Origin of the sequence: Bradyrhizobium sp. SZCCHNRI3052 (assembly GCF_032484895.1) — a bacterium.
Taxonomy (GTDB): Bacteria; Pseudomonadota; Alphaproteobacteria; order Rhizobiales; family Xanthobacteraceae; genus Bradyrhizobium.
The window spans coordinates 133,089-157,016 of the sequence record NZ_JAUETW010000017.1; the positions used below are offsets into that span (position 1 = coordinate 133,089).

At 62.2% G+C, this 23,928-nt stretch carries 22 protein-coding genes and 1 tRNA gene; 11 read left to right on the plus strand and 12 right to left on the minus strand.

Annotated elements, in window-relative coordinates:
* The first annotated feature begins 36 nt into the window (after positions 1 to 36).
* On the plus strand, positions 37 to 924 hold the full coding sequence (gene bla / locus QW887_RS31860; protein ID WP_315828088.1) for a subclass B3 metallo-beta-lactamase: 888 nt from the start codon (positions 37 to 39) through the stop codon (positions 922 to 924).
* 12 nt (positions 925 to 936) lie between these two features.
* Here bla and solA read toward each other — a convergent pair whose 3' ends face one another.
* Together solA and QW887_RS31870 are read right to left on the minus strand one after the other, a co-directional pair.
* Complete coding sequence (solA, locus tag QW887_RS31865) at positions 937 to 2,130, minus strand: N-methyl-L-tryptophan oxidase (protein ID WP_315715548.1); 1,194 nt, start codon at positions 2,128 to 2,130, stop codon at positions 937 to 939.
* Positions 2,131 to 2,151: 21 nt separating this feature from the next.
* Positions 2,152 to 2,916 carry a crotonase/enoyl-CoA hydratase family protein gene (locus QW887_RS31870; protein WP_316195872.1) on the minus strand — a complete coding sequence of 255 codons (765 nt, stop codon included), beginning with the start codon at positions 2,914 to 2,916 and terminating at the stop codon, positions 2,152 to 2,154.
* A gap of 246 nt (positions 2,917 to 3,162) precedes the next feature.
* On the opposite strand from QW887_RS31870, the gene QW887_RS31875 reads away from it, so the two are divergent.
* The gene (locus QW887_RS31875; RefSeq protein ID WP_316195874.1) at positions 3,163 to 3,975 is read left to right on the plus strand and encodes a hypothetical protein; all 813 of its coding nucleotides are present in this window, start codon (positions 3,163 to 3,165) and stop codon (positions 3,973 to 3,975) included.
* A 26-nt stretch (positions 3,976 to 4,001) separates the two neighbouring features.
* Here the strand turns inward: QW887_RS31875 and QW887_RS31880 are convergent, their stop codons facing one another.
* Together QW887_RS31880 and QW887_RS31885 are read right to left on the minus strand one after the other, a co-directional pair.
* Positions 4,002 to 4,376 (minus strand): hypothetical protein, encoded by a 375-nt coding sequence (locus QW887_RS31880; protein WP_315828092.1) that lies wholly within the window; start codon positions 4,374 to 4,376, stop codon positions 4,002 to 4,004.
* Between the two features lies 1 nt (position 4,377).
* A complete protein-coding gene (locus QW887_RS31885) occupies positions 4,378 to 4,878 on the minus strand; it encodes a hypothetical protein (protein ID WP_315752048.1) in 501 nt (166 codons plus the stop codon).
* A gap of 395 nt (positions 4,879 to 5,273) precedes the next feature.
* Between QW887_RS31885 and QW887_RS31890 the strand changes: the two genes are divergently transcribed.
* Positions 5,274 to 6,542: a DUF892 family protein gene (locus QW887_RS31890; protein ID WP_316195876.1), complete on the plus strand. Its 1,269-nt coding sequence runs from the start codon at positions 5,274 to 5,276 to the stop codon at positions 6,540 to 6,542.
* 337 nt (positions 6,543 to 6,879) lie between these two features.
* On the opposite strand, the gene QW887_RS31895 is transcribed toward QW887_RS31890, so the two are convergent.
* Positions 6,880 to 7,137 (minus strand): hypothetical protein, encoded by a 258-nt coding sequence (locus QW887_RS31895; protein WP_315715554.1) that lies wholly within the window; start codon positions 7,135 to 7,137, stop codon positions 6,880 to 6,882.
* 265 nt (positions 7,138 to 7,402) lie between these two features.
* The gene (locus QW887_RS31900) at positions 7,403 to 7,525 is read right to left on the minus strand and encodes a hypothetical protein (protein ID WP_316185992.1); all 123 of its coding nucleotides are present in this window, start codon (positions 7,523 to 7,525) and stop codon (positions 7,403 to 7,405) included.
* On the opposite strand from QW887_RS31900, the gene QW887_RS31905 reads away from it, so the two are divergent.
* Complete coding sequence (locus QW887_RS31905) at positions 7,518 to 7,688, plus strand: hypothetical protein (RefSeq protein WP_316185993.1); 171 nt, start codon at positions 7,518 to 7,520, stop codon at positions 7,686 to 7,688. The genes QW887_RS31900 and QW887_RS31905 overlap by 8 nt on opposite strands.
* A gap of 353 nt (positions 7,689 to 8,041) precedes the next feature.
* Complete coding sequence (locus tag QW887_RS31910) at positions 8,042 to 8,734, plus strand: phytanoyl-CoA dioxygenase family protein (protein ID WP_315715556.1); 693 nt, start codon at positions 8,042 to 8,044, stop codon at positions 8,732 to 8,734.
* A gap of 115 nt (positions 8,735 to 8,849) precedes the next feature.
* On the opposite strand, the gene QW887_RS31915 is transcribed toward QW887_RS31910, so the two are convergent.
* Entirely contained in the window at positions 8,850 to 9,143 is a 294-nt protein-coding gene (locus QW887_RS31915) for an HdeA/HdeB family chaperone (protein WP_315715557.1), read from the minus strand.
* A gap of 1,044 nt (positions 9,144 to 10,187) precedes the next feature.
* A complete protein-coding gene (locus QW887_RS31920) occupies positions 10,188 to 11,966 on the minus strand; it encodes an acyl-CoA dehydrogenase (RefSeq protein ID WP_315828096.1) in 1,779 nt (592 codons plus the stop codon).
* 289 nt (positions 11,967 to 12,255) lie between these two features.
* Here QW887_RS31920 and QW887_RS31925 point away from each other — a divergent pair.
* Positions 12,256 to 12,330: transfer RNA gene (locus tag QW887_RS31925), tRNA-Gln, on the plus strand.
* A gap of 936 nt (positions 12,331 to 13,266) precedes the next feature.
* On the plus strand, positions 13,267 to 13,734 hold the full coding sequence (locus QW887_RS31930) for a GNAT family N-acetyltransferase (RefSeq protein WP_316195879.1): 468 nt from the start codon (positions 13,267 to 13,269) through the stop codon (positions 13,732 to 13,734).
* A 191-nt stretch (positions 13,735 to 13,925) separates the two neighbouring features.
* Here QW887_RS31930 and QW887_RS31935 read toward each other — a convergent pair whose 3' ends face one another.
* From QW887_RS31935 to QW887_RS31950, 4 genes are read right to left on the minus strand one after another with little or no spacing between them, the layout of a single operon-like run.
* Positions 13,926 to 15,113 carry an amidohydrolase gene (locus QW887_RS31935; RefSeq protein WP_316195881.1) on the minus strand — a complete coding sequence of 396 codons (1,188 nt, stop codon included), beginning with the start codon at positions 15,111 to 15,113 and terminating at the stop codon, positions 13,926 to 13,928.
* A gap of 46 nt (positions 15,114 to 15,159) precedes the next feature.
* Positions 15,160 to 16,611, minus strand: coding sequence for an amidase (locus QW887_RS31940; protein WP_316195883.1), 1,452 nt, complete (start codon positions 16,609 to 16,611; stop codon positions 15,160 to 15,162).
* Positions 16,608 to 17,516 carry a DMT family transporter gene (locus QW887_RS31945; RefSeq protein WP_316195885.1) on the minus strand — a complete coding sequence of 303 codons (909 nt, stop codon included), beginning with the start codon at positions 17,514 to 17,516 and terminating at the stop codon, positions 16,608 to 16,610. The genes QW887_RS31940 and QW887_RS31945 overlap by 4 nt, the downstream gene beginning before the upstream one ends.
* Positions 17,513 to 18,322 carry a hypothetical protein gene (locus tag QW887_RS31950; RefSeq protein WP_316195886.1) on the minus strand — a complete coding sequence of 270 codons (810 nt, stop codon included), beginning with the start codon at positions 18,320 to 18,322 and terminating at the stop codon, positions 17,513 to 17,515. Before QW887_RS31950 ends, QW887_RS31945 begins: the two co-directional genes overlap by 4 nt.
* Before the next feature lie 517 nt (positions 18,323 to 18,839).
* On the opposite strand from QW887_RS31950, the gene hemA reads away from it, so the two are divergent.
* Genes hemA through QW887_RS31970 form a run of 4 tightly spaced genes read left to right on the plus strand, consistent with a single transcriptional unit; the run spans position 18,840 to position 23,865 of the window.
* Complete coding sequence (hemA, locus tag QW887_RS31955; RefSeq protein WP_316195896.1) at positions 18,840 to 20,147, plus strand: 5-aminolevulinate synthase; 1,308 nt, start codon at positions 18,840 to 18,842, stop codon at positions 20,145 to 20,147.
* Positions 20,148 to 20,204: 57 nt separating this feature from the next.
* Positions 20,205 to 21,743, plus strand: coding sequence for a B12-binding domain-containing radical SAM protein (locus QW887_RS31960; protein WP_315752039.1), 1,539 nt, complete (start codon positions 20,205 to 20,207; stop codon positions 21,741 to 21,743).
* A complete protein-coding gene (locus QW887_RS31965) occupies positions 21,740 to 23,245 on the plus strand; it encodes a hypothetical protein (RefSeq protein WP_316195889.1) in 1,506 nt (501 codons plus the stop codon). Before QW887_RS31960 ends, QW887_RS31965 begins: the two co-directional genes overlap by 4 nt.
* On the plus strand, positions 23,245 to 23,865 hold the full coding sequence (locus QW887_RS31970) for a penicillin acylase family protein (protein ID WP_316195891.1): 621 nt from the start codon (positions 23,245 to 23,247) through the stop codon (positions 23,863 to 23,865). Before QW887_RS31965 ends, QW887_RS31970 begins: the two co-directional genes overlap by 1 nt.
* The last annotated feature ends 63 nt before the right edge of the window (positions 23,866 to 23,928 follow it).

Sequence of the window (23,928 nt, forward strand, 5' to 3'; positions counted from 1 at the left end):
AACGATTTCATAACACCAATACATCGGGAGGCCGGAATGAAAAGAATGATGCTGCTCGCGGCGACATTGTCGCTGGCCGCCGGCTCCGCTGCAGCGCAATCGCTGCCGGACCTGATGAAGCAGATGGTCGCGGCGTGGAATAAGCCGACCGAGCCGTTCAAGGTGATCGACAACGTCTATTACGTCGGCACCAACGGGCTCGCCTCCTACCTGATCACCACGCCGCAAGGGCACATCCTGATCGATACCGTGATGCCGGAATCGACCGCGCAGATCGAGGCCAGCATCGGCAAGCTCGGCTTCAAGGTCGCCGACATCAAATACATCCTCAACACCCACGCCCATATCGACCACACCGGGGGGCTGGCGCAGATCAAGCAGGAAACCGGGGCGCAGATGGTGGCGGGCGCCAAGGACGTGCCGCTGCTGGAAGGCGGCTTCTATCCGGGCCGCGAGGAGGAGCGCTATCTCGGCTTCCCGCCGGTCAAGGTCGACCGCGCCGTGCGCGAGGGCGACACCGTCACGCTCGGCGGCGTCACGTTGACGGCGCATGAGACGCCGGGCCATTCGCCGGGCTGCACCAGCTGGACGACCGACGTGAAGGATGGCGACGCCACCCGCAGCCTGATCTTCTTCTGCAGCGCCACCGTGGCGCTGAACCGGCTGGTCGGCCGTCCCACCTATCCGGGCATCGTCGACGACTACAAGAAGACCTTCGCCTGGGCCAGGACGGCGCATCCCGACATCCTGCTGGCGCCGCATCCGGAGATGTACGACATGGCCGGAAAGCGAGCGAAGATCGCCGACGGCGCGCCCAACCCGTTCGTCAAGCCGGGTGAATTCAACGCCTATCTCGACAAGCTCGAGACGCAGTTCAACGACGGGCTGGCCAAGCAGACGGCGGCGCTGCAGTCCGGCAAGTAGTTGCGCCGTCCGCTATGCTGGATCGGCGACGGCCAGCCGGTCCAGCGTGAAGCCGGAGAGGTCGACGCGCGGCGTCTCGCCCCGGGCCATTGCCGCGAGCGCCTCGCCGACTGCGGGCGAATGCTTGAAGCCGTGGCCGGAGCAGGGCGAGGCGTAGATGACGTTCTCATCGCCGGGATCGCGATCGATGATGAAGCGGCCGCCGGGCGCATTGGTGTAGAGGCAGACCGCGCTGCGCAGGCAGCGCGGGCCGAGATCCGGCACGAACGGCCGGACATAGGTTTCATAGGCCGCTTCGATCTCGGCCGCCGTCACCTCGCGGGACACGTTGTCGGGATCGGTCTCGCCGCTGAGCACTTCGTTGGCGATCTTGACGCCGTTGTCCGGCGATCCGAGCCAGGGAAAGCCGTAGATGTCGGATGCGGCGCGCTCGCGCCCGCTGACGTCCCAGATGAAGACCGGCGCGTTCGGGCCGAAGCGCTCGGGATTGGCAAGGATTTCGAACCAGTACAGCACCTGCCGCGTGACGTTCACGCGCCGCTGCAGCGGCGTGATCAACTCGGTGATCCATGGCCCTGTCGTGACAATCAGCGTCGTGGCCGATGCGGCTGTACCGTCGTCAGTCATCACCACGAGCGAACCCATGGCGCGGCGAAACCATTTGACTTGGCGGCCGAACAGCAACTTCGCGCCAAGCTGCACGGCGACCGCAAGCTCGGCGCGCACGCAGTCCTCGACCAGGAGATAGCCGCCCTCGCGGTCGAGGAAGGCGCGATCGCCGGGCAAAGTGGCGAAGCCCGGAAAGTCCGCGCGCAGTCGCTCCGACGACAGGATCTCGCCATCGACGCCATGCAGCCGGGCCGCGGTCTCGATATTGGCGAAGAACTGCGCGCTCGAGACGCCGTGGACCTCGCCGCCATCGCGGGCCGGAATGAACAGGCAGCCGCATTGCTCGAACAGATGCGCCCCGGTCTCGCGCTCCAGTTCGCGCCACAGCACATGCGAGCGCTGCGCCAGCGGCGTGTAGTCGACGCCTTCGCCGATCGCCGCGCGGGTGATGCGGGTCTCGCCATGGGTCGAGCCGAATGGATGCGGCGGCTGGAAGCGGTCGATGCCCAGCACGCGCTTGCCGGATTTGGCGAGATGCAGCAGCGCGGCGCTGCCGACCGCGCCGCAGCCGATCACGATGACATCAAAACTCGGCATGCGCCTCCGACGACCCCGGCGTCACTTTTTCTTCTTGCGCGACAGGAACGCCTTGAACGCGCCGACCGCCTCCTCGGAGGTCATGCGCTCGGCGAACAGATAGGCCTCCTGGTCGATGCGGCGGGTCAACTCGTCCGGCGCGGTGCGGATCAGCTTGCGGCCGATCGCCACCGCCTCGGCCGGCAGCCGGCAGATGTCGCGCGCCACCTTGTGCGCCTCGACCTCGGTATGCCCCGGCGCCACCACGCTGTTGACGAAGCCGGCGATCTGCGCATCCGCCGCGGTCATCGTGCGGCCCATCACCAGCATGGCGAACGCCCGCTGATAGCCCATGGTCTGCGGCATCAGCAGGCTCGAGGCGCCCTCGGGCACCAGGCCGAGATGGATGAAGGGCGTCGAGAACGTCGCCGTGGTCGAGGCCAGCACGTAGTCGCAGTGAAACAGCATCGTCGTGCCGATGCCGATCGCGACGCCGTCGACGGCGGCGATGATCGGCTTGACGTTATGCGCCAGCGAATACAGGAACTTGGTCGCTGCCGAGGTGCGCGCGGCGTCGTTGCCGGCCGCCCCCGCATGCAGGAAGTCCTCGAGATCGTTGCCGGCGGTGAACACGCCGGAGCCGCCGGTGATGATGATGCATCGCACCAGCGGATTGTTCTGCGCGGTGTCGATGGCATCGCTCATGCCGAGATACATGGCCTGGGTGATCGCGTTCTTCTTCTCCGGGCGCCTGAGCTTGATCGTCCGCGTCTCGCCCTCGTCGGTCACGATCAGATGGTCGGTCATGGGCCCCTCGCGCGTGTGCGCCGGCCGCTATGCGCCGGTCGTTGTCCTGAGTCGTTTCTCGCGCATCAGCCTACATCATCCGCCGACCGCGCCAAGGGCCGAAGCGGCCGTCGCCGGCCGGGGCGGGCGCGGCCGAGGCGCGCAGGCGCGGCCGCGCGCGTTCATGGTTGACGACTGGTTTTCAACCGCATCGGCGATAAGCTATCGTTGCACGCCAAGCGTGTCGTCATAGCAAGGCAAAATTCCATGACCAGATGTCTTTCCGTGCTGATCTCGTTGCTGCTGTGCTGCGCATTCATGAGCAGCGCCGAGGCCGCCCCCAGCGATCGCGCGCTGCTGTCGCAATTCTGTGCGCCCAAGTCGATTACAGGGGCGACCTGCAAAGAGGTCAAATCCTATCCCGAGGCCGAGGGGCGTCGCTGTAACGTCACTCTCCAGCCGCAGCGGCAGCAGGGGCAATTCGTGGCCGGAGCCAATCCGCTGCTGGTCGTGAGCTATGGCAGCGGCTGCGAGCCGCACGCGACCGATTTCGGCGGCGCGGTCGTGTTCGAGCAGGTCGGCGGCGCTTACAAATTTCGCGGCTTCCAGCCGGGCATGCAGGTGAATGAATGCGTCATCTCCACCACCAGGGACGAAGCGCAGGACGTGCTCGTCTGCCTGACCGGGCATATGGGGCAGGGGGTGGTCGAGACCGGCGTGGCGCGCGTCGGCTTCGCCAGTGCCAGCGGCGGGTCCATCGAGATGTCCTACGATTTTCTGCTGCAGGCCGAGGACACGAAGGGAGCCTATCTGACCAACATCGTTACCTGTTCGGAGCAGCTCAAATATTTCGGCCTGTCGAAGCTCGCGGCCGGGCCAACCCCCGGCAGCGTGGTCGCCGCCGTCAGCTACGCCGATCACGAGACGATCAGCACGGCCTGCGCCAAAGGCTTTCCGAAGCCGAAGGACGCGGAGGACATGCGCGAACTCGCACCGGGCGAAGCCTTTGTGCCGGACGGTTACGCCAAGAGCGGCAGCGTCATCATCGAGATTGCAAGCCGCTCGGCAAAGTTGCGCTGAGTCTGCCGCGGTCCAGTTGTCGCGCCTCAGCGTGATCCGTCCGGGCGGGACGGGGCAGCCGGCGGGCGCGGGCCGGCGGCCGGCGATGCCTGCTGTCGGACAGCCTCGCGCCGCAGTGCCTGCTCCAGCACCACCAGCCGAGTCGCCATACGGGTCAGTTCGTCATGCACCGAGCCCTGGACACCCTGCACGGCGTGCTGCACCTCGCGCAGCGCATCGCGCTGCGTCTCCGCCTTGAGCACCCTGAACTCGGCCTCGATCGAGGTCAGGCGGTTGTTGACCGCCCTGATCGCCTCGGCGATCTCCTTCTGGCCATCCTGCAGCGCGCGCACGTGATCGACCAGCCGCAGATGATCGGTCAGCTCCTCGACCGTCTTGCCGATATTGCTGCGGCCCCACATCCTACTTTACCGACCTCAGCAGGTTCCTGATCGTCGCCAGATGATCCTCCGGCGATCCGAGCCGCGCTGAGATCGCGCTCATCAGGTCCTTGCGCAGTTCCGACAGTTCGTCCTCGGGCACGATGCGCTCGGCGGCCTCATCATAGGCCATCCGCCGCGGCTCGACCTCGACGGGGCGCGGCGCGACGTCGAAATAGGGTGGCCGCTCGTACACCGGGATGTGCGGCGCCTGGCGCGACGACGTGACGCGCGCGAGACTCGGAAACCGTGGTGGCGGCGTGTGCGCCGGACGTTCGATCTGATCAATCAGCGCCGCCAGCGCGACGTCCATGTTGCTGTCGTCAGGCTCATCGTCGACAACGTAGGACGGCTTCCGCAGTGTCGCCCCATTCGCGGGCGATGATGAGGTGAATGACGATGCGTGGTCGCGGAGTCGCTCGATGACCCGGCGGACTCGCGCGCCGAGACCTGGCTTCTCCCTGGCCGGTGTTCGCATCAACATGTCACTCTCCAGCGGAACAGCTTAGGCGAGCAGGGAAAACCTTAGCAAGGGGCCATCGTTCAGCTGCCAACAGGATGTCGCGTGGCAGCCCGCGCCGGTGGCGCAGGCGCCGACCGGCAGGTTCCCTCTTGCGCATTCCTGGCACCAACGCGCAAAGCCTCGATGATACCGGCAATCCGGGTGTGGAGTGCGTCTTGGCGTGCATAATGGAGCTCGCCGACAAGGGGAAGGCGCGTTTGACGCGGCATCGCCCTGACCCCTCGTGCCGTGGCCGGCCTGCCTCGATCGCGCGGCGGCAGGAACGCGCATGGCGTCAGTCGGCGGTAAGGAACAACCGTGGTGGCCGGCCGTTCGGACCTTGCTTGCCGTCCCCCCGCAAACGTCCGAGGCCTTCCATGTATCACCACGTCAAGAAGCTGATGTTCACCGTCCGTGTCGACGAGCCGGATCCGCGCTTCGGCAACATGCTGCTCGAGCAGTTCGGCGGCGCCAATGGCGAGCTCGCCGCGGCCATGCAGTATTCGATCCAGGGGCTCAATTGCGAGGATCCCGACCGCAAGGACCTGTTGATGGACATCGGCACCGAGGAGCTGAGCCATCTCGAGGTGGTCGGCACGCTCGCCCGCATGCATCTGAAGCCCGCCAAGTTCGACCGCGAGGCGGCCGAGGCCGACCCGCTGATCGCGATCGCCGGCGGCGGCGGCGTCAACCTGTTCAACTCGCAGGGCAATCCGTGGACTGCCGATTATCTCAAGATCACCGGCGAGCTCGACGTCGACCTGCGCAGCAACATCGCCGCCGAAGCGCGCGCCAAGATCGTCTATGAGCGGCTGATCAATTTCACCGACGACGCCGGGACCAAGGACGCGCAGCAATTCCTGATGACGCGCGAGATCACCCATATGAAGGCGTTCGCGCTGGCGCTGGAGAGCATGGGCAAGCCCGCCTTCAGCATCGGCCGCCTCGCGCCGACGCCGGGCCTGGTCGATCAGTTCTTCAACGATTCCACCGGCTCCGGGGATCATGGCGAGATCGACACCCGCGGCCCTTGGAACGAGGGCGGCGACTGGGTGTTCACGGAATCGCCGGCGATCCAGGCCGGCGAGCCCGGAGCAGCCTCGGCGATTGTCACCGAAAGCTCGCCGCCGGCCGACGAATCCGGCCTCAGCGATCTCCTCATGGACGAGCTGCGCGACATCCTGCATGCTGAGAAACAGCTCACAAAGGCGCTTCCGAAGATGGCGGAGGCCGCGCGCTTCGACCAGTTGAGCGAATTGTTCGAGCAGCATCTGGCCGAGACGGAAGCGCAGATCGAGCGCATCAACGAGTGCTTCGAGCTCCTTGGGAAGACGCCGCGCGCAAAACCCTGCAAGGGCATGATGGGCCTGGTCGAGGAGGGGCAGGAGATCATGACCCAGAGCGAGGACAAGGAGGATGCCGCCGCCGACCTCGCACTGATCGGCGCCGCGCAGCGGGTCGAGCATTACGAGATCTCCGGCTACACCACCGCGCGCAACCTCGCCCAGCAGCTCCGCCACAGCGCCGTCGTCGCGCTGCTGTCGAAGTCGCTGGCCGAGGAGGAGAACGCCGACCAGCTCCTCAACCAGGTCGCGCGCTCGCTGATGTCGGTCGCCAAGATGCCGGCCGCGATCGAGCAGGCGTGAGGAGGGCGTAGTCGTAGGCGGATGAGCGCAGCGTCATCCGCCGCCTTCCAAATCAAGACGGCGGGTTACGCCTGCGGCTAACCTGCCCTAAGAGTCTCAACTCTCTCCCAGTCGTCATTCCGGGGCATTCGCGCGCAAACGGCGCAGCCGTTTGAAGCAGCGTGAATGAGCCCGGAATCCATAACCACAGGCCTCAGTTTGAGGCGAGCACGCGCCACATGCCGCTCGCACCTCACAACCATCGTGAGTATGGATTCCGGGCTCGCCCTGCGGGCGCCCCGGAATGACGGTGGAGGGAGCGATGACAACAACGAGCAAGCCAATATGGGCTGCCGTCTCACTCCGTATAGCTGTGCGACCGCTCCGCCCGGCGGAAGTGAACCGGCGACAGGCAGCGCCGGGCCCGGCTGATCTGGGCGTCGGTGGCGCCCCGGCTGCGCGCATACATCTCGGCCACCTCGGCGGTATATTTCTCGACGTAGTAGCGAACCTCGGAGCACGACATCCGTGTCTCCGGACCTGCTTCGTTGGCCGCCTGCAACTCGGACCCCATCGCCAGCACCAGCACTCCCGCGCCGATCACGCTCCGCAACATCGTCGTCTCCCCATTGTCGTAGCCGCCTGCCAGCAGGCGTGACTCGGCGCGCCGGGGCAAATTAACAATGGGCCGCGCATGACATCGCGCGCGGACTGTTGCTTCACGGCGTCACCGCGACGCGTGCGTCGCAGCGCGTTTTGCTGTTGCAATGCTCGTCCAGTTCCTCATTCGGAACCGGCGCGTTCGGATGCGACGCTCGCGATCGGCGCCACGCCATCGCTCGGCGCAGCTCGTAGGACGGCGCGGGGATTCCGAACGAGCCTCAGGCCGTCACGCCTTGGCTCGACGCAGCCGTGCTGCCGGCTGCGCCATTGGTCGCGCCCTGCGCATTGTAGGTCTGCGCGTTGTTGCCGCTTCCGTTCGAGGCAGCGGCAGTCTTGGTCACCTCGGTCGAGCCGTCGGAATATGTGATCGTCGTCGTGGTGATCCCGTCGAGGGTGATCGAGACCTCGCTGACCACGGTCTTGCCCGACGATGAGCCGCCGCTGCCGGAAGAACTTTCAGACGTGGCGCTGGCGGAGCTGGTGGCCGATGACGACGACGTCTGAGACGTGGACGAGGTGGATTGCGTGGCGGTGCTTGCCTGGGACGCGGTGGCCGCGACGGGCGTTGTGACAGAGCTGATCGACATGGGACTCTCGCGTGAAGAAGGAAGCCGGGCCGCGCGGTGGGCGTTCGGCCCGCTTCTTCAACGCAACTGCCGCCCGAAACTGGCGGCGCCAGTTGCGTCTGATTATGTCCGGACGCCGCCGTCCTGATGCCGGACCAAGACCGAAGTTTGACGCCGGTGGCCCCATCGCGCTCGCATCTCATGTCCATCGTGGGCATGGATTGCGAACTCGGCGGCGGGAAAGAAGAGCGATTGCCAAGCTCCCGCGGCGCACTCTAGTCTCCTGCGCGCATGACCTTCGCGCTCTCTTCCCAGCAGAAATCGCAGTTCACCGACGCCGGCGCGCTGCACGTCACGACGGCACTCGATGCGTCCGCTTTGCACGCTCTCGCCGCCGCGCTGTCCCGCCACGCACCGGCGCAGGCCGGCACCCGGCTGCACGGTGTTGCCGCGCTGACGCCGTTGCTCGCCAATGACGGTCCGGTCGGCCGCGCCGCCGCCGCCGTTCTCGGCGATGCCGCGCGCCCGGTGCGCGCCGTCTATTTCGACAAGACGCCGCAGATGAATTGGGCGGTCCCGTGGCATCAGGACCGGACCATCGTCGTGCGCGAGCGCATCGAGCTCTCGGGTTTCGGTCCCTGGACCACCAAGGGCGGCCTGCAGCACGTCGCGCCGCCTTACGAGGTGCTGGCGCGGATGGTCACCTTGCGTGTCCACCTCGACGCCGTGCCCGACGGCAACGCCCCGCTCCTGATTGCGCCAGGCTCACACTGCCTCGGCCGCATCCCGGAAGCCGATGTGCCGATCGTCGTCGCGCGGTGCGGCACCGTCGCGTGCCACGCCGAGCCGGGCGACATCTGGCTGTATGCAACACCGATCCTGCACGCCTCGGAACTATCCGTGCAGCCCGGCCATCGCCGCGTGCTGCAAGTCGATTTTGCCGCGGATGAGCTGCCGGGCGGACTGGAATGGCTCGGCATTTGAGACAACGGAGGAGGGCGGATGAGCGGAGCGTCATCCGCCCTTGGCGGCGCGGTGGAAAGGCGGGTCACACTAACACCAACCCGCCCTACGCGACACGGATGGTGCGCGTCGCCGGTTACTTGCCGAGGATCTTCTCGGCCGCCGTCACGATGCTGACCGTCGGATGCTCGGCGCAGTACGCGCCGAACTTCTTGGCGTTCGCGATGAACTCCTCGGTGTCGAACAGCGCTTCGTCCTGATCGCCCTTGTACCAGCCGTCCAGCCAGATCAGCACCATCTTGATGGTGTCGTCGCCGCTTTCGACGAACTGCTTGCAGCTCATGGTCGACAGATCGAGGACGACCGCCGACGCCGGCGCAGATGACAGCAGGAGGGCGACGGCAAATAGTGGGGCAACGAGCGATTTCATATGTCTTCTCCGAACGGGCATGATCAAAAACGATGAACTATGCAGAGGCTCACCAATCCCTTCGCGAAGCGGCGCGAATTCCGTGATCACGATCGCGACGGGAGCGGTGGCCGGAACTGTCCGTACCGCGCGGAGAAAGTCAAGCATGAGCGGGAGAGCCGCAGGGTGCATCGAGCCTTTCCGGCTCCGAGGTCTGAATTGGGAGCCTCGGCGGGCGCGCGCGCCTGTCGGGCAAATCACGTTGACCCGAAATGATCGTGTCAAGGTTTGCTGAAAAACATAAATCGCTTTGTCGTTTCCCCAAATCAGCATTATGGTACGCCCATCCCGTTGCACGGTAGGGGACGCTTCGCGGTCGTCACGGACGTTGGCAGCGGGATGCGGTGGACGCGGGCGGGCGCAGTGCTGTTGGCACGGACGAACGGCTGCTCGCGGACGGTGAAGGCGTGTGGTTCTGATACTCCGACGCTAGTATCAAGCGTAATGCGAGAGAGCGCATTGCGCGACATGGTGGCCAGAAAGCCCGGTGCACCAGGAAGAGCGCGCTATAGACCGTTAAAACCATCGCGCGGGGAAGGCCGGGTCTGTCCGGCTGTACCTGTGGTGACTGCCGCCTGCTTTTTTTCTGCAGGCGGGCCACGGGCCTCAGCCGAGGTCCGGCCTTCCTCGCGCCCTCCACTCGGTGAGGGCGGGAATTTAGCTCATAGCTCGGGCGCGGAGCGCGTCGCGAGAGCGCGGATGCTCATGCCGAGCTACGCTCCGAGCTGATCGTGACATGCTGTTTGAGATTGTGGATCACACGATGCTACATGGCCGGTGCTCACCCTCCCCTGGAGGGGGAGGGTCGATCGCGCGCGAAGCGGGCGAGCGGGGTGGGGTGATGTCTCCACCGGCACGGGTGCGTGTGGAGACATCACCCCACCCCGCCTCACGTTTCGCTGCGCTCCTCGTGAGGCGACCCTCTCCCTCCAGGGGAGGGTGGGAGCCCGGTGATCAGCCATGATGTAAGGACGTCAAAGCTGCGCTGTCACGACCGAGTCGAACTCACGCCACCAGCACGGCCTCGGCGCCGAGCACCGCATCGGCGCCGTCGGTGACGGTCTTTTCCAGGGACGGCGCCTGCACGGCAAACGTCTCGGCGAAGAACCGTGCCAGCGCCACGTGACGGGCGCCGACGGTCTCGCTCTCGCTGCGCGCGGCGAGCGCCTCGTTGGCCAGCATGCAGCCGCCGAGCGCCGAACCGAACAGGCGCAAGTACGGCGTGGCGCCGGCAAGCGCGTCGTTCGGGGCTGTCGCCAGCTTCTCCAACAGCCAGCGGCTGGAGCGGTCGAGCGCGCCGAGCGCGTCGCGCAGCTTGGCGCCTGTCGTGCCGAACGCCGGATCGTTGGAGGCCTCGACGCGGCGGACGATGTCGGTGAGCTCGTCGAGCAGCTTGAACACCGAGGCGCCGCCGTTCGCACCCAGTTTGCGGGTGACGAGGTCGATCGCCTGGATGCCGTTGGTGCCCTCGTAGATCGCGGTGATGCGCGCGTCGCGATAGTGCTGCGCGGCGCCGGTCTCCTCGATGAAGCCCATGCCGCCATGGATCTGCACGCCGAGATAGGCGACCTCGTTGCCGATGTCGGTGGAGAACGCCTTGGCGATCGGCGTCAGCAGCGCGCCGCGCGCGGCCGCCTCGGCGCGCACGGCGGGATCCTTGGCGCGCACGGCGACGTCGAGCGCCACGGCGGTCGCGTAGCAGATCGAGCGCGACGCGGCGGTCAGGACGCGCATCTGCATCAGCATGCGCTTGACGTCGGGATGGGCGATGATCGCGTCCGAGCCGGTGCCTTTGCTGCCGACGGCGCGGCCTTGGCGGCGGTCCTGCGCGTAGGCGAGCGCCTGCTGATAGGCGCGATCGGCGACGCCGACGCCTTCGAGGCCGACTCCGAGCCGCGCCTGGTTCATCATCGTGAACATGCAGCGCATGCCGGCGTTTTCTTCGCCGATGAGATAGCCGATGGCGCCGCCATTGTCGCCCATCGTCATGGTGCAGGTCGGCGAGGCGTGCATGCCGAGCTTGTGCTCGACGCCGGTGGCGTAGATGTCGTTGCGGGCGCCGAGCGAGCCGTCGGCATTGACGAGGAATTTCGGGATCAGGAACAGCGAGATGCCCTTGGTGCCGGCCGGCGCGTCCGGCAGCCGCGCGAGCACGAAATGCACGATGTTGTCGGTCATGTCGTGGTCGCCATAGGTGATGAAGATCTTGGCTCCGGTGATGCGGTAGCTGCCGTCCGCGGCCCGCTCGGCGCGGGTACGCAAGGCGCCGACGTCGGAGCCGGCCTGCGGCTCGGTCAGTTGCATCGTGCCGGTCCATTCGCCGGAGATCAGCTTGCCGAGATAGATGTCCTTCAGCTCCTTGCTGCCATGGGCGTCGAGCGCCTCGATGGCCGACAAGGTCAGCAGCGGGCACAGGCCGAAGGCGACGTTGGCCGCGCTCCAGATCTCGGTGCAGGCGGCGTTGATGGCGAGCGGCAGGCCCTGGCCGCCATGCGCCTCGGGGCCGGACACCGCGTTCCAGCCGGCCTCGGTCCAGCGCTTGTAGGCATCCGGCCAGCCCGGCGCGGTGGTGACCTTCTTGTCGGCGAGCTTGACGCCGTTCCTGTCGCCGATCTGGTTGAGCGGGGCGAGCACGTCGGTGGCGAACTTGCCGGCTTCCTCGAGCACGGCGGCGGTGATGTCGGGGTCGAAATCGCCGTAATGGCCGGCCTCGACCGCCGCCTTCAGCCCGGCGCCATGGTTGAGGGCGAGCAGCATGTCGTTGAGCGGGGCGCGATAGGTCATGGCGTGTCCTCGGGGGTCGAAATTGGCCGGTTTGGCCGCCGTCATCCCATGAAACCGGCCGGGTCTCAACTTTTTCGCAAGCCGTTGCGGCGGGCGGCCGCGGCGGACCCGGCGGGACAGGGTAAAGGCTTGTTCAGATTGACGAATCGGCGAGCGCGGCGGATCACCCGGAGCCCGCGCAAATTTCCTGCGGCGCAGCGGTTGAAATGGGCCGGCGCGCTCTGTAGACCACGGGCGCCGATCCGGAATCGCATGGCGCCCGCGCGCCATGCCGATCCGCCGGGCCTGATGGGGCGTAGCCAAGCGGTAAGGCAGCGGATTTTGATTCCGCCATTCGGAGGTTCGATCCCTCCCGCCCCAGCCAGATTTCCGGAGCCCAGTCGGTATCTTACATTTTTACGATCTTGTTGTTCTGAAACTCGCCAGACGCCGCATTCCGAAACTCTGTTTGCGTTGTGTTCGCCAAAACGTGAGCTCGTCGTTTGCGTGTTGCCGCAAGGACGCGCGGAGCCGTGCGCTTGGCGTAGCCGGCGTTACTCCGGGCCAAGGATTCGGGATATCCCTGGCGAATTCGGCCGGGTACAGCCGATGAACCACGCGCCATGCCTTGCGGCACAGGCCAACGAATTTCTCGCCGCGCCGAAAGAGTGTGCTCTCGCCCGCGTCATCCTGATGAACGTTTCGTAGAGCTTATCAGCGGCACGCGGGGTGATACTCTTGATCGGCAAGCACCCGATGCGCTCGCCTCCTTTGTTGCGCACGTCGCAGATGGCTTGCATGCTGTGCTCGTAGCCGGGTCGCGAGCGCTTCGAGACCTTTTCGAGACATGCCTTTGTCTGCGCATATTCGCGGAAAAGCCAATCAACCGAGCCGACGCGCGCTACAGAAGCCTTTGGATCGGGGATGCCCTTTCGATTTTGGCATCGGCATCACTCCACGTCTCGTCGTCAGAATCACTGTCATCCGAAGGCAGCCGATCATTGGCACAATCAAGCTCTCCGACGTTCCATGCTCTTCGGCGAGCGCCAATGAGTGCGGGCTTCGGCATACTTCCTGCCTGCACCATCTGATCGAAGACGTTGAGGGAAGCGCAGATGCAAGCGGCTATGGCCTCACGGGTGATGAGCCGGGGCTTGAGCGATGACGAGAGAGACGTCCGCCTTGGCTCGGCGAGATCTTGGTAACAGAGCCTAGATTCTTCGTGCCCGTTCTATCTTTTTCGGCGTAGTTCGCTATCCTTGTTACGACATGAAAGATATCATCGTCATACGTCGATGTAGGTGCAATGGAGTTGCTGGAGATGAACAAGCAGGGTGGAGGCGTCGAGATCGCGAAGGGAAATCCCTTTCACGCAGATGTCGTCCGTATGCTCAGAGACGCAGACGAATATTATGCGTCGCTTTACCCGCAAGAAAGCAACCACTTGATCGATGTGAATGAGTTGGCGAAGGACGATACTCTTTTCTTCGTCGCTCAGATCAACGACAGGGTGATTGGCTGCACGGCCCTCGTCTTGTCACCTGACTATGGTGAGTTGAAACGCATGTATGTAGATCCTGCCTATAGGGGGCTGGGGGTCGCGCAAGATCTGCTGGATACGATCCTGCAGGCCTCGCGAGGGGCAGGGCTATCTTGTATTCGTTTGGAAACCGGATACTTGCAGCATTCCGCGATAGCATTGTATCGAAAGAACGGCTTCTTCGAAATTCCGCCGTTCGGCGGTTACGGCATCGACCCGCTGAGCATATTCATGCAGCGCGACCTTTAGCAACCTGCTGAATGTCCCACAGGCATCTGCCTGCACTTTGGTGCCGATGTTGGACTCTGTCATTGTCTTGGTCGTTGCGCGGTATTCGCTCTTCTGCGCGGCGGCCGCAGGTGGCCTATTGAGGTCAAGCTCGAACAGGATTTGAATCGGAGAGAAGGGCATTAGAACCCTGTCTTTCCATTTGAGGAGCATCAAGTGGACGCCAGTTCCCTAAGGGCTATGCGCTTCAACAGCAACGCGGCACGCTCGATATTGCGATCGTCGAAATCATATGAGGGGCTGTGCAGGCTGGCAGCGCTGTCCGTCCCCTGACCAATCAAGCAATACGCCCCCGGGACCTTTTGTAGAAAGAACGAAAAGTCCTCTCCGGCCATGCTCGGACGAACGTTGCTCAGGATGTCGTCTTGATCAAGCAAGATGTCTGCAACGCCGGTCACGAGAGCAGCGCGGTCCGCATGATTGATCGTGGCTGGATAGAGCTTTTTGTAGGTCACCAATCCCGTCAAATCATGGGCATCGCAGACGTGGTCCACGATATCTCGGATCTTCTTCTCAATAGTCGATTGAACGTCCGTACAATATGTACGAACCGTGCCGACACAGTCGACCCGATCGGGAATCATGCTGCCCTTGAGAGGGCTTCCGCCGTGAATGCCTCCGATAGATATGACGGCAGCCTCCCCGGGATCCACATAGCGCGATACGACGTTTTGCAGCATCGAGATGATGTTTGCGGTGGCAACGATCGGATCCCTCGTCTGGTGGGGAATTCCGCCATGGCCACCCGCTCCAAGGACGGAGATTTCGATCCGGTCCGCCGCGGCCATCACCGCCCCGCTATTGATGGCGATCTTTCCGATTGGAAGCCACGGCGCATTATGAATTGCATAGATCGAGCTGAGCGGGAATCTCTCAAGCAATCCATCTTCGATCATCGCTTTTGCACCCGCTCCCCCCTCCTCAGCGGGCTGAAAGATGCAACATACGGTTCCGGAAAACTCACGGTTCGCTGAAAGCTCTCGTGCGGTGGCGAGCAGAATGGCCATGTGGCCGTCGTGACCACACGCATGCATGCAGCCGCTGTTCTGCGACTGCCAAGCAAGACCCGTCTGCTCCGTCAATTCCAGGCCGTCCAACTCTGCCCTCAACCCCACATACTTTCTGGGGCCAGTCCCTTTGATGCCGCGAATGATGCCGACCACGCCGGTTCCGCCGATCCCGGTTTGTATCTCGTCGGCACCGAGCGCTTGCAGACACTCCACAACCATCGCCGACGTCTTGAGCTCCTTGTACCCTAACTCCGGAATCGAATGCAGCGCCCTGCGGATGCGTATCGCTTGATCGAGAGTGTCTGGCTGCAGTGCGTCACGCAATGACATATCATCTCCTTTGTCTCGAAGCGGGCGTCCTCGTCGCTGCGACCCGCTACGCCAGCCTCTGGATGTTCTCGGACAAGGCCATTGCCCCCGACCTTCCACGAACAGGAGCGAGTTGGTGAAACGACAGCATGTCCTCCAGGGCGGCCGCACAGGAAATGACGTCGTGGTCGCCATTTGTCGGCCCGATCACCTGCAGTCCTACTGGAAGACCCGACCGCGTCATACCGCAAGGCAGCGACAACGCAGGAAGACCGGCCACGGCCGCAACGTAGGTCAACGCTGTCCAGTCGAAATAGCCATCGAATACATGGCCTGCACATTCAACCACGGTCGGCTGATCGATCGGATGAGCCGGCACGATTGTCGACGGACATATCAAGAGATCATATGTTTCGAAGAAATCAGCCACATGCTGCACGATGCGAACCCGCGCCTGTTCGGCTTCAAGCATCTGGTCGATCGTCAGCTGCAGCCCCTCGGTCACGTTCTCCCTGATATCGGTTGATCTCACCAGCGTACCCTGCTTCCTCAGGACGCTACCAAGGCTGCACGCCAATACGTAAGCACGCATCACTCGAAAACATCGCTGGACACCATCTAGATTCGGAGACGCCTGATCCACGACGACGCCATCGGCCTGAAGTCGCGCCGCGGCATTTTGCACGATGCAAGCGACTTCGGGGTCCACAGGGCCGATGTTCAGATCAGCAGAGAAGGCGACTCGCTTCGGCAACTTCTGGACTTCAGCCGCGCTGGCAAACGACCGCAATGGACGTGGTTTGGAAAGCAGATCCCTGTGGGTCTCGCCCGACATGGCGTCAAGGAACATTGCAAGATCGACGACGTTTCGTGCCATGGGGCCTTGGACGGCTAGCGTCTGATCAACGGATGCGCGGTTAGCCATCGCGACCCGCCCCGGCGACGGCCTCATCCCAACAACGCCACAAAAGCTCGCGGGAATGCGCAAGGATCCCCCCATGTCAGAGCCATGAGCAAGCCACGTCATATTCAACGCCAGAGCAGCAGCCGAACCGGAAGATGATCCCCCCGGCGAATATTTGACGTTCCAAGGGTTCAAACATGGGTCAAAGACCGGATTCAGAGAATTGAATCCAACGCCGAGTTCAGGGACGTTGGACTTTCCAAATACAAGTCCCCCTTCATCTTCGATGTGCTGGACGACCGCATCAGTGAAGGCTGGAACATGATCGCTATATATGAGAGATCCGGCTGTCGATCGAACCCCGGACACTCTCTGAAGGTCCTTGATGACCAGCGGCAGGCCAGACAGTTGGCCGCGCTCGTCGCGAGGCTTCTGCATCAATTTTGATGCACGATCATGCGCCCTATCGAAGCAGAGCGTCGGCAGGGCGTTGACGGTCGAGTTGACCTCGCCGACGCGCTGTTCCACCGCATCAAGGCAATCATGCGGAGTCACGTCACCGCGTCTAAGCAGGGACACGACCTCAACAGCCGAATAGTCGAGCAAGGCGTTCATCGCTGGTGTGCCCCTTCGAAGATGAGTAAAGCGGTGCCCGCCACTGTCGTGATTGCGCCCAGGAGCGAACTTGCATTCGGTCTCTCACCCCGCGTAAGCCAGAGCAGAAGCAGGAGCACCAGCGGCGTCGAGGACGCGTATGTCATAGATATTGCGATTTTTCCGCTCGTGATCGCCAGCATAAGAAGCGTCAGGCCGCCGCACATTCCAACGAGCGCACTCACAACGATCTTGGCGTAAACGGTGGCTGAGCTGGCGTCTGTCCTGATGTCGTCGCTGCGGGTCCGGCCCATGATGACAAACAATAGGGACGCTGCGCAAAACCGTATTGTCGTCGCCATGATGGGCGACGTTCCCGCCGTTACGACGGGAGTCGAAATCAGCGTGCCGATCGCCTGGCATCCGGCTGCAAGAACCGCCAATGCGACGCCCGTGTTCTGACGTTCGGCGTTGAGATGTCCATTCAGGGGAGCGCCGGCGCCTCCTCTGAAGGCAATGACGATCAACGCCCCAGTCAGTACAAGAAGAATACCAACTCCTGCCTCTATCGTGGTCCTCTTGTGATAGATGGCAGCCTCCAGCACGGCGCCGATAACGACGTTGGATGAGAATATGATGCTGGTCTTCTTCGGCCCAATTTTGCTGATTGCGGCAATGAGAGACAGGTCGCCGATCACAATTCCGATGAGGCTCGATGCCGCGAGCGTCAGCGCGTCCGCGACACTCACGCGAAGCGGAACATCGGCGATGAGCAGAACTGGAAGCATGAAAAAAGACGCGAAGATCATTCGCGTCTTCGTGAACTCGAAAACACCTGTGGTGCGACTGACGTCAGCGGCAATGAGGCTACTGATCGCCAGGCACGCAGCGGTTCCAAGCCCGGCAACTTCGACGCCGACCGTCATCCGACGTTAGCCGTCTCGACTGTTGCGTCATCAGACCTGGTATCGTCTGGATAGATGTCTTCCATCGAGTTGTGCGTTATGGAATCCGACACCATGTCTTCCGGCGACGCAAACGTCAGGACCACAACGGTTCTCTTGGTAGATCCCGTCAGGGGCGCCACACGATGCAGTGTCGTATTCGCCTTCATAAAATAGCAATGTCCGCTGTTGACGTAGAGAGACCGAACGACGTTGTCTTGCAGGACCCGCCGGAGATATGGCTCAGTGGAGCCTTTCTGCCATTCGACGTTCGAGAGGTACTCGACGCGTCCCCCGAGGAGCGGATCTGGAGCCTCAATGACAAAAATGAGGGCATAGGCATAATCGTCCCAATGCCATCCATGGGTGTCGCCAGGCTCGCACTGGCTGTTGATGATATACTCCTCGGGTCGGTAAGGAACCCGTTCGATGTTCTCACCGGCGAGCTTCCGGAGGAAGGAGAGAACCGCGTCGCTATTGAAGATGGCCGGAATAATCCCGTCATGTTGACAAATAGCGTCGCGCCCGACGCTACTGTAGGCTCTTGGTGTATTGCCGCTTTCCTTGATGGTCAGCTTTCGCCGCTTCGACTCCCGGTCGAGCAGGATATTCGCTTCGCTGGTGAGCGCTTCGACCATATCCTTCGGAAGAAGCTGATCGATGACCGCGACGTGGTTGCTCCTGAACGTTTGTGACAGCTGATCGATGGCGCCTTGCGACAGGCCGCCAATGTGACTGGCGAGGCGCAGCTCGGTGTCTGTGGACGTGCAGTTTGCTGACAGATTCATTGCAACCTCAATTTCGCTGCTGAAAGAGCCAGGGCGGATCCCCCCGCCCGAGGACGTGCGGCTATGCATCGCGCGCGTCGCGACTGCCTCCGTCGTTCTGTACGGTGCCTGTGGGCCATGGAAGTATCGATACCGTATTTTTCGGATATGGCCGCCCGCGGTGGTCGTCGGTAGCTATGGACAACAGGGCATTGGGCTCGCTCTGCTTCGCGTTGAAGGTGACAAATCACGAAGGACGGCGTCGGTGAGCGAGAGACAAGCAGGATGCGGCGCGATATTGCGAATGTTCGACGCGGCTCCTTGGCGTTCAGTATCGTGTCGCGAAATTAATGAGTGCGTCTTCGACGGACATCCTCCCTACGTCACGCCACCTGTTCGGCGTTCATCGTCGGTGCCGTTCGCCGCGGCGCTGCTTGCCTGCTAATCACCGTGTCATCCACCGCTGCTCGGAGCTCTCTCTCAAGCCACCTCGACTTCACCGACGATGTGTTCGCTCAGTAGAGTGGAATCAGCGATGATGAATTATGAAGGCATATTTGTCCGGGCGATCGACGCTCTTCGTGAGGAAAGGCGATATCGGACATTTGCCACTCTGGTGCGCAATCCCGAGACTGCGCCGACTGCGCTCTGGCGACCGCCGGGCGAGACACGAGCACCACAGCCGGTCACCGTCTGGTGCTCCAATGACTATCTCTGCATGGGCCTGCATCCGGATGTGATCGAAGCGTCCACGGAAGCGTCCCGGAGCTTTGGCACGGGCGCGGGAGGAACAAGGAACATCTCCGGCACGCACCAAAAAATCGTAGAGTTGGAGCAGGAGCTGGCCAGTCTGCATGGAAAGGAGGCGGCGCTCGTCTTTACGTCAGGCTGGGTTTCGAACTTCGCAGCAATCTCTACCATCGGGACCCTGTTGCCGGACTGCGTGATATTTTCAGACGCGGACAACCATAACTCGATCATTGAGGGTATCAGCCGCTCGAGATGCGAGAAGAAGATCTGGTGTCATAACGATGTGAGGCATCTTGAGCAGCTGCTTGCCGCGGAGCCCCGCAATCGCGCAAAGCTCATCGTATTTGAAAGTCTCTATTCGATGAGCGGCAGTATTGCGCCCATCGGCGGGATCGCTGCTCTCGCTGAACGCTACGGTGCCATGACCTACATCGACGAAGTTCATGCGGTGGGGCTGTATGGACCTCAAGGTGGGGGCATTTGCGATCGAGACGGCCTCGCAGATCGGATCGACGTCATTCAAGGTACGCTCGCCAAAGGGTTCGGATCGCTTGGCGGCTATGTCGCCGCAAATGCATCGATCGTCGATTCAATCCGAAGCTATGCGCCGTCGTTCATCTTCACGTCGACGATGCCGCCAAACGTCGCCGCGAGCGCAACGGCGGCGGTACGTCATCTGCGCCGGTCCAAGGCCGAACGCGACCAACAGCAGGCGGTGACGCGCAGGGTCCGGCGCGCGCTCCAGGCCGCGCGCCTGCCGGTCATGGCCAATGAATCGCATATCATTCCGGTCGTGGTGGGCGACGCGCAGAAATGTACCGCCGCAAGCCAGATGCTGATGGAACGACACGGGATATATGTTCAGCCCATAAATTATCCCACTGTGAGCAAAGGCACGGAGCGGCTTCGTCTGACTCCGACACCGGCCCATCGAGACGTGCACATCGATCTGTTGGTCGCTGCTCTCTCTGACGTCTGGGCGTCTCTCGAGCTTCCGTACGATGAACGGGCCGCGCGATCTCCGATCGTTGGCATGACGGACGACGCGGTCAATCCGAAAGACATGACGAATCAGCGGTCGGTTCCGGCGGAGTAAAGGCGAACGCACCGCGCGTCGTGACGATGCGGCATCAGGCATGGCGAGGGCGGATACATGACGCATTCCAAGTACAAGATCCTGTTCGTAACGCAGCACTATCATCCAATTCATCTGGCAGACGACCGGATCTATATTGTCGAACCCATCCAGTACGAAGTGCTGGCGTCCATGCTGGACAAGGATGAGGTGGACATTTCTCTGCTGGATCAGCGCCTTGATCGCCGCCCGTTGGCCCTGCTCGAGACGATAAGGCGCCTGCGTCCAAACTTCGTCGGATTCACGTCTTGGACGATGCATGTCGACCTCGTGCGGATGCAGGCGGCGCTGGTCAAGCAGATCGACCCGTCGATCATCGTTGCGGTAGGGGGGCATCATGCTAGCCTAAGTCCGTCCGACTTTGCGGACCCCAACATTGACTACGTCATGATGGGAGAGGCTTATCTCTCTTTCCGGGATCTGATCCTGCGCTGCCGGGAAAGCGAGCGTAACGTAGCTGATCTGGCAGGCGTTGCCTGGCAGGACAACGGCAAATTCTTCTCGAACGGCAAGGCGGTCGTTCCGAAGTCCTTCGATCTCGACAGCCTCCCCCTCCCGGACCGAAGCATCCTCGGCAAGTATAAGGGCAGATACTATCACCTCTGGTGGAAGCCGGTTGCTGCCCTGAGGACGTCCATGGGATGTCCCGCAAGATGCTCGTTCTGCAACTTGTGGCGGCCGAACCTCGGAAAGTATCTAACGTGGAGCCCGGAATACATCGTCGAGTACCTCAAGACGATCGAGGAGCCGTATGTCATATTTACAGACGACCACTTCTTCGGGGACGGGCGCCGGGCGCACGCCATTGGTGAAGCGATCCTTCGGGCGGGCATCAAGAAGGAGTACTTGTTCTACAGTCGGGCGGACGCGATTGTCAGAGACCCGAGCTTGGTCGCGCTGTGGTCGCGGGTTGGGCTCAAGCGCCTTCGGATGGGTCTGGAGAGCTATTCCGATTCCGAGCTCGGTGCCATGGAAAAGGGCAGCTCCGTGGCGCACAACGACAGGGCCATCGAGATTCTCAAGAAGCATGAAGTCTTGATCGAAGGCCTGTTTATCGTCGGTGTCGACTACAAAAGAGAACAGTTCGAAAACTTGACGAGCTACATCCGCAGCCGAAAAGTCGATATCCCGAACATCACTGTCGCGACGCCGATGCCGGGGACGACAGACTACGCCAAGAACGAAGACGCGCTCATTTACAAGAACCCGACGTACTACGATTTTCAGCACGCCGTGCTCCCCACAAGGCTCGATATCAAGGAGTTCTGCCATCTCTATGGGAAGATGCTGCTCAAGGTCCAGAGACCGCCACTCGAGCAGATCCGGCGCATAGGTCTGTTCAAATTCATTTGTAACGTTCCGTCATTCTGGATCTACTTTCTTCGCGTCTACACGTCTTACAAGCACTACGGCTACGTAGAGCGAAGCGGGGGCGAACTTCCAACACTTCCATGGGTTGATATGCGGCGCGGAAGCTGCGGCGGTGACGCGGTAGCGGACAAGAAATATGGCTCCGTCGACATCGACAAGGTGTTTCCGACAGGGGTTCCGTCATGACGGACGAGGCCGACGTCACGAATGATATCAAGCTGCGCTTCGGACGCCCCGACGATTTTGCCGCGCTTAGGTCTCTGCGGGGCGAGGTGTTCTGCGATGAGCTTGGGATTCAGGAGCGATCCTATCACGACGTCATTTTCGATTGGTATTCGAAGAATGTCGTTTTGCTTGCGGGCAACCGTTTGATAGGTGCTGTTCGTCTTGCCTACATCCGAGATTGGCAGGAGTACTATGTCAGCTACCTATGCCTCGCGGCGCAATACCGCCGGAAAGCGCATCTGCGGCTGTTGTTCGGAGCCATTATTCTGCTCATGAAGCGAAATGGGATCAGGTCAATCAGGGCGGATTCGTCCGACGCAAATCTGATGATGTATCAGGCGATGGGGTGCGTTCCCATCGGAGGAAAGTTCAAGAAGCCAGGATTTGTCTGCGACTGGACACCGATGCGCTACGACATTGGTGTCAATGCAGCGGCGGAGGAAAGTCTTTCAGAACGCGCGGCGGCTCATTTTGAACCGTGGACCGAGAGCGATCTGACATGGGTGTTCGACACCGTGTTTCATCGGTGTGACACCGCGTCGGCATTCGGGGCGACTTTCGAGACCCTTCTCGAAAAGGATCTGATCCCTGGGCATCTGCCGTATCTGGCTCGTCCCGACCGGGTGATCGACCTGCCGCACGATGAGGCGTTTACGCGTCATCTGAGGACAGTCGAGGTGCGGTCAGATGACGATGAATTCTTTTCGGCAACTTCAACAGCATCTCCCACTCGCCCTGCCTGCCCGGATCGCACGACCATCACCGCGAGCAGTCGGTTCGCGCATCTGAATGCTCGGTTTTCGTCCAAGACCCTGGTGGCGGTTCTTGTCGACTCGGAGGCGTTGGTCTTCGCGCGACTATACGCTGTCCTGACCTGCAAGCGTCTGGTCGAGTTGAACGATTGGGGGGAACTGCCCTCTCTCTGCCCACCGTCCGTATCGAGCGTGACAGCCATTATCGGACCGGCTGACCGGGCGCTGTCGAAGGCGGTTTTATCGGCAGCGCAACGCCGATGCGCTATCGGGCTCCTGACCGCCGCGGACCTGCCGGCTCTCTCGTCCACGTTGCTCGGCTCGTATCTGAACTTCATTGGACCAACACAAGTCGCGATCGCGGTCCGTCCGGTGGGTCTTGTGTCGTACGAGGCGCCGACAGGCGCGTGCGGTGGTGGGCTCGGCCCAGGTTTGTGGAGCCTCGCCGGTGGACCAGAAATGACCGTCGCCACGATTGGCCCGTATCATTTGCTCGTCGTGCCCGCCAGGATATGGCGAGCTGCCGTAGCGTCCATTTCAGAATTGCTGAAGGTTGGCTATGCGATCGGACAATCAATCCGATTGGTCCGCGAAGAGTGCCTGGGCGATGAGCCGATCCTGCTGATGGGAGATCCGAGCCTTCGCCTCGATATCGCCCCGTCAGAGAAGAACGCGGAGGCGACGCGGCGCTTGGCGGCCGTCTCGGACTGATGTTCGTGCTGAACAACTCATTTTCGATGCCTGCTTTCACGGCCGTGGTGGTGACAGGGACGCTATGCGTTGTTGGGCCGTGTTTTCTTTTCGGGCTGGCGCTGGTCGCGACGATCTTCGTGCGCGCGATGCCAAGGCGATCGGGTGAACGCAGGCTTGCCGGGTTGGGGAACGAGGTCAGGATTTATCACGACAAGCATGGCGTTCCCCATATCTTCTCGGAGAATTTTCAGGATGCCGCGCGGTGCCTGGGTTACCTGCACGCAAGCGAGCGCCTGTTTCAGATGGAAATTCACCGACGTGCTGGACAAGGGCGACTTTCCGAAATCTTCGGGGCGGATTTCGTCGACACAGACAAAATCATTCGTGTTCTAGGTCTCTACCAGCTGGCCAAGGCCAGCTTTGCCGCGCTTGCGCCGGAAACTCAATCCACGCTTTCGGCCTATGCGGACGGCGTCAATGCATTCTTGTCGACCCACCGAAGCAAACTGCCGTTTGAGATGGTCTGGTTGAGAATCCGGCCGGAGCCATGGTCTCCCATTGATTCAATCGTGTGGGGCAAGCTCATGGCTTGGCAAATGAGCCGGAACTATCTCGCCGAGCTGATGACCTGCCCCTAAGAATTTCCTCCAGAACGATTTAGAGTCCGGCCTGACGAAGGACGGACAGATGAAGCGAAAGCG

What these genes read in the sequence shown, in the direction of transcription:
- QW887_RS31870 (WP_316195872.1), bottom strand. Translation starts at nt 2,916, where the DNA reads ATGACCGACCATCTGATCGTGACCGACGAGGGCGAGACGCGGACGATC.
- QW887_RS31945 (WP_316195885.1), bottom strand. Translation starts at nt 17,516, where the DNA reads ATGACGGTCGGCGTCGAAGTTGCCGGGCTTGGAACCGCTGCGTGCCTG.
- QW887_RS31895 (WP_315715554.1), bottom strand. Translation starts at nt 7,137, where the DNA reads ATGTTGCGGAGCGTGATCGGCGCGGGAGTGCTGGTGCTGGCGATGGGG.
- hemA (WP_316195896.1), top strand. Translation starts at nt 18,840, where the DNA reads ATGAATTATGAAGGCATATTTGTCCGGGCGATCGACGCTCTTCGTGAG.
- QW887_RS31920 (WP_315828096.1), bottom strand. Translation starts at nt 11,966, where the DNA reads ATGACCTATCGCGCCCCGCTCAACGACATGCTGCTCGCCCTCAACCAT.
- QW887_RS31910 (WP_315715556.1), top strand. Translation starts at nt 8,042, where the DNA reads ATGACCTTCGCGCTCTCTTCCCAGCAGAAATCGCAGTTCACCGACGCC.
- QW887_RS31960 (WP_315752039.1), top strand. Translation starts at nt 20,205, where the DNA reads ATGACGCATTCCAAGTACAAGATCCTGTTCGTAACGCAGCACTATCAT.
- QW887_RS31935 (WP_316195881.1), bottom strand. Translation starts at nt 15,113, where the DNA reads ATGTCATTGCGTGACGCACTGCAGCCAGACACTCTCGATCAAGCGATA.
- bla (WP_315828088.1), top strand. Translation starts at nt 37, where the DNA reads ATGAAAAGAATGATGCTGCTCGCGGCGACATTGTCGCTGGCCGCCGGC.
- QW887_RS31885 (WP_315752048.1), bottom strand. Translation starts at nt 4,878, where the DNA reads ATGTTGATGCGAACACCGGCCAGGGAGAAGCCAGGTCTCGGCGCGCGA.
- QW887_RS31915 (WP_315715557.1), bottom strand. Translation starts at nt 9,143, where the DNA reads ATGAAATCGCTCGTTGCCCCACTATTTGCCGTCGCCCTCCTGCTGTCA.
- QW887_RS31965 (WP_316195889.1), top strand. Translation starts at nt 21,740, where the DNA reads ATGACGGACGAGGCCGACGTCACGAATGATATCAAGCTGCGCTTCGGA.
- QW887_RS31890 (WP_316195876.1), top strand. Translation starts at nt 5,274, where the DNA reads ATGTATCACCACGTCAAGAAGCTGATGTTCACCGTCCGTGTCGACGAG.
- solA (WP_315715548.1), bottom strand. Translation starts at nt 2,130, where the DNA reads ATGCCGAGTTTTGATGTCATCGTGATCGGCTGCGGCGCGGTCGGCAGC.
- QW887_RS31880 (WP_315828092.1), bottom strand. Translation starts at nt 4,376, where the DNA reads ATGTGGGGCCGCAGCAATATCGGCAAGACGGTCGAGGAGCTGACCGAT.
- QW887_RS31970 (WP_316195891.1), top strand. Translation starts at nt 23,245, where the DNA reads ATGTTCGTGCTGAACAACTCATTTTCGATGCCTGCTTTCACGGCCGTG.
- QW887_RS31875 (WP_316195874.1), top strand. Translation starts at nt 3,163, where the DNA reads ATGACCAGATGTCTTTCCGTGCTGATCTCGTTGCTGCTGTGCTGCGCA.
- QW887_RS31940 (WP_316195883.1), bottom strand. Translation starts at nt 16,611, where the DNA reads ATGAACGCCTTGCTCGACTATTCGGCTGTTGAGGTCGTGTCCCTGCTT.
- QW887_RS31930 (WP_316195879.1), top strand. Translation starts at nt 13,267, where the DNA reads ATGAACAAGCAGGGTGGAGGCGTCGAGATCGCGAAGGGAAATCCCTTT.
- QW887_RS31950 (WP_316195886.1), bottom strand. Translation starts at nt 18,322, where the DNA reads ATGAATCTGTCAGCAAACTGCACGTCCACAGACACCGAGCTGCGCCTC.